Genomic DNA, 2,717 nt, shown 5'->3' on the forward strand with positions numbered 1-2,717 from the left:
CTTCGCGGCCGAACACCGCTCGGTGAGGTCGAGTTCGATGGCCAAGCCCCGAGCGCCGTGACCCTCGATCGCCGCCAACGTCCCTACGGGACCGTCGACGTCGGCGCCCCAGGGCTGGTCGGCGTCGGAGGCGGACCAGGACGTTGTCAGTTATCGGGGGTCAGGAGTGGAGCGGCCAAGCTGAACGATCACCCGGCGATCGGTCACGCCGGCGCCTGTTTTTCTGCGCTTCTTCTCGAGCGCGACCTCCTCGCCGCCGAAGCGCTCCCAGGCGGCCTGTCGGCTGATGCCGAGGCGGTCCGCGGGCACGCACGCCGTCAACCTCCCCGCCGACGTCCAACAAAGGGACCCTCACCAACGGTTCCGAGACGATGATTGCGGACACGGCCTGTGAACGCGCCGAAGAGGTCCATCGGCCCCGTCGTGCCCGTCGTCTCAAAATCGAACGATTGTGCATCCCAACATTCACGGTCTTAGTTCGACAACAAGGCGCACGCTCGTTGATCTCCGGGTGCGCTCCCAGGCTCGCAAGCACCCACGAGTCGTCGGCTTCCGAGGGGCGACTCGAGCGGCACGACGACCTCTTCGAATAGCAGGACACCACCACAGCCGGAGTTTGGTGATGACACAACTTCCCGTTCAACATAAGCTGTCACTCGGACGCTCGTATTGTTCTCCTCGGTTTCAGTGTGGTGAAACTGGACGCAGCCCGTCTCCAGCACCCGAATACGCAGCGACCGCTGATCAGGAGCGGAGTCTATTAGAGCCCATTGACCAGGCTCAACGACAAGGCGAGAGCTACTCGACGTAGTGGGGACCGGCTGGGAATTAGCTGGCGGACTCGTGGTTTGCGGATGCGCCGCCGTGGTGGGGGTGATGGGCGTCTGAGCGGTCGTCGTTGAAGTAGCCGTCGACTGCGACACGGACGCCACCGATGATGGAGTGGACAAACCTTCGATCAGCGAATCGTTTCGTCCGCCTTCGCCTAGACCGATCGTAGTCGTCGTCGATGCTGTGCTAGGCGACATGCTTCTCGATCCGGTCGCTACAGATAGATTCTCGTTTCGTCCTGAAGTTGACCCAGCGAGCGCGAAGACCGCAAACGACAGCGCTCCTAGGGCAATGCCGCCTCCCACCACGAGGCGGAGTCTGAGCCGCTTAGCCCGTCGATAGGTCTCCTTCAGGAGCCGCTCCCGTTGCTCGGTCGATTCGAAGAAGTCATGGGTTGCCAATAGGTCCCTCCAGTGGGTTAGTACCCAGTTGTCGCGACAATGCCTTTAGCGCCCGATGAGTGTGAGATTTCACCGTGCCGGTCGAGATACCCAGGCAGGCCGCAACCGAGGCTTCACTGAGATCGCCGATGAACCGCAAGGCAACCGCCTCTCTCTGGCGCTTGGGCAGGGCCCGTAGCGCGGCTGCGAGAGCTAAACGTGTTGCGACAGCGTCCTCGGGTGCGATGGGCTCTTCCACGGCCACGACGGGTCGTCGGCGGCGAATTGATCCGATGGCCAGGTTCGCCGCAACTCGGAGTACCCAAGCATCACGGTGCGGCAATGCTTCGATCCGTTTCCAGTGCACGAAGGCTCGCGCGAGGGCCTCGGATGCGATGTCTTCGGCCTCAGCACGATCTCCGACGAGCCTGTACGCCAGGTGCCACGCTCGGGGGTAGAGCGAGTCGAAGGCACTTTCGAAAGTGGATCTGCCTGCGATATCCACACACACTCTACGCGTGGCTAGTCAGAAAGGTTTACGAGGCTGGACAAAATCCTCGGGTTGCAGGTGCGGCGGGGCGGCCCGCCCGCTCCTCCCACCACGGAGCGAGACAGCTACCCGATTCGCCAGTGCTGGTTCTGACCAGGAGGGCCCGCACAGCCCCACTGCTGCATGCCCACACCGTCGGCTGAACTGATTCCCGTGACATCAAGGCACTTGCCGGAATGAGCAGACTCGACCTGGAAGTCTTCCGGGTTCGGCCGTCCGCTATTAGGGCTCGGCCGCAAGAAGTACCATTTCTGGTTGGGCCCGCCCGAGCAACTCCAAAGCTCGACCCGTGCACCATCGTGCGTACCAAAGCCTTCGACGTCGAGGCAGTACGAAGAGTTGGGTCCGGTCCTGACGCGTGCCGGCACCGACATCGTGATCGTGGCGGAGCTTCTGGGCCACAGCGTGGAGACAGCCCGCCGCTACGCGCTGCCCAGTGAAGAGGACCGCCAGGCCGCAATCGAACGCCTGCCCGTCGACAGGGCACCAGGAGGAACGGCAAACGCGTCGCCCTCGCAGGCCGATTGGACCTTACGGAGGGGCGGGCCCGAATGAGCATCGAGCGCGCACGAGCGTCGCCGAACCTCGAGGAGCCCGTCGCGAAGTTCGTGTTCCGGGCCATCTCCGGCGTGGCGAGGGTCCGGGACGACGAACGACAGCACACCGACGTCGCCAGACGACGTGGCCTTGTCGACCACCGCCAGGGCTGCATGAGAACGACCCCGCCGGTCGACTACTCCTTGCTGCTCAACGACCGCTGGCTGCACCCATCGGAGCCTTGGGATGAGGACCAGTGGATCGTGCGGCCGTGCTGACATCTCACTTGCGCATCCACTGACACCCAAGCTGCGCAACCGCCGGGCGGTGGTCACTCCTCGTTCGCCGGCCGCCCATAAGACTGGTTATGTAAAGTCAGCCTCGCGAGGCGCTTGGAGGTTGACACCACCAGTTGTAAG

General features: G+C 63.5%; 4 protein-coding genes. 1 reads left to right on the plus strand and 3 read right to left on the minus strand.

Features of this window, described 5'->3' with window-relative positions; genetic code table 11:
* Positions 1-150 precede the first annotated feature (150 nt).
* From ACRDU5_RS22190 to ACRDU5_RS22200, 3 genes are all read right to left on the minus strand, one after another.
* Complete coding sequence (locus ACRDU5_RS22190) at positions 151-309, minus strand: hypothetical protein (RefSeq protein WP_526617145.1); 159 nt, start codon at positions 307-309, stop codon at positions 151-153.
* Between the two features lie 909 nt (positions 310-1,218).
* Positions 1,219-1,722 carry a sigma-70 family RNA polymerase sigma factor gene (locus ACRDU5_RS22195; protein WP_526617146.1) on the minus strand — a complete coding sequence of 168 codons (504 nt, stop codon included), beginning with the start codon at positions 1,720-1,722 and terminating at the stop codon, positions 1,219-1,221.
* Positions 1,723-1,826: 104 nt separating this feature from the next.
* A complete protein-coding gene (locus ACRDU5_RS22200; RefSeq protein WP_526617147.1) occupies positions 1,827-2,135 on the minus strand; it encodes an RICIN domain-containing protein in 309 nt (102 codons plus the stop codon).
* Positions 2,136-2,312: 177 nt separating this feature from the next.
* On the opposite strand from ACRDU5_RS22200, the gene ACRDU5_RS22205 reads away from it, so the two are divergent.
* Positions 2,313-2,576: a hypothetical protein gene (locus ACRDU5_RS22205; RefSeq protein ID WP_526617148.1), complete on the plus strand. Its 264-nt coding sequence runs from the start codon at positions 2,313-2,315 to the stop codon at positions 2,574-2,576.
* The last annotated feature ends 141 nt before the right edge of the window (positions 2,577-2,717 follow it).

Source organism: Mycobacterium sp., assembly GCF_050701515.1.
Classification (GTDB): domain Bacteria; phylum Actinomycetota; class Actinomycetes; order Mycobacteriales; family Mycobacteriaceae; genus Mycobacterium.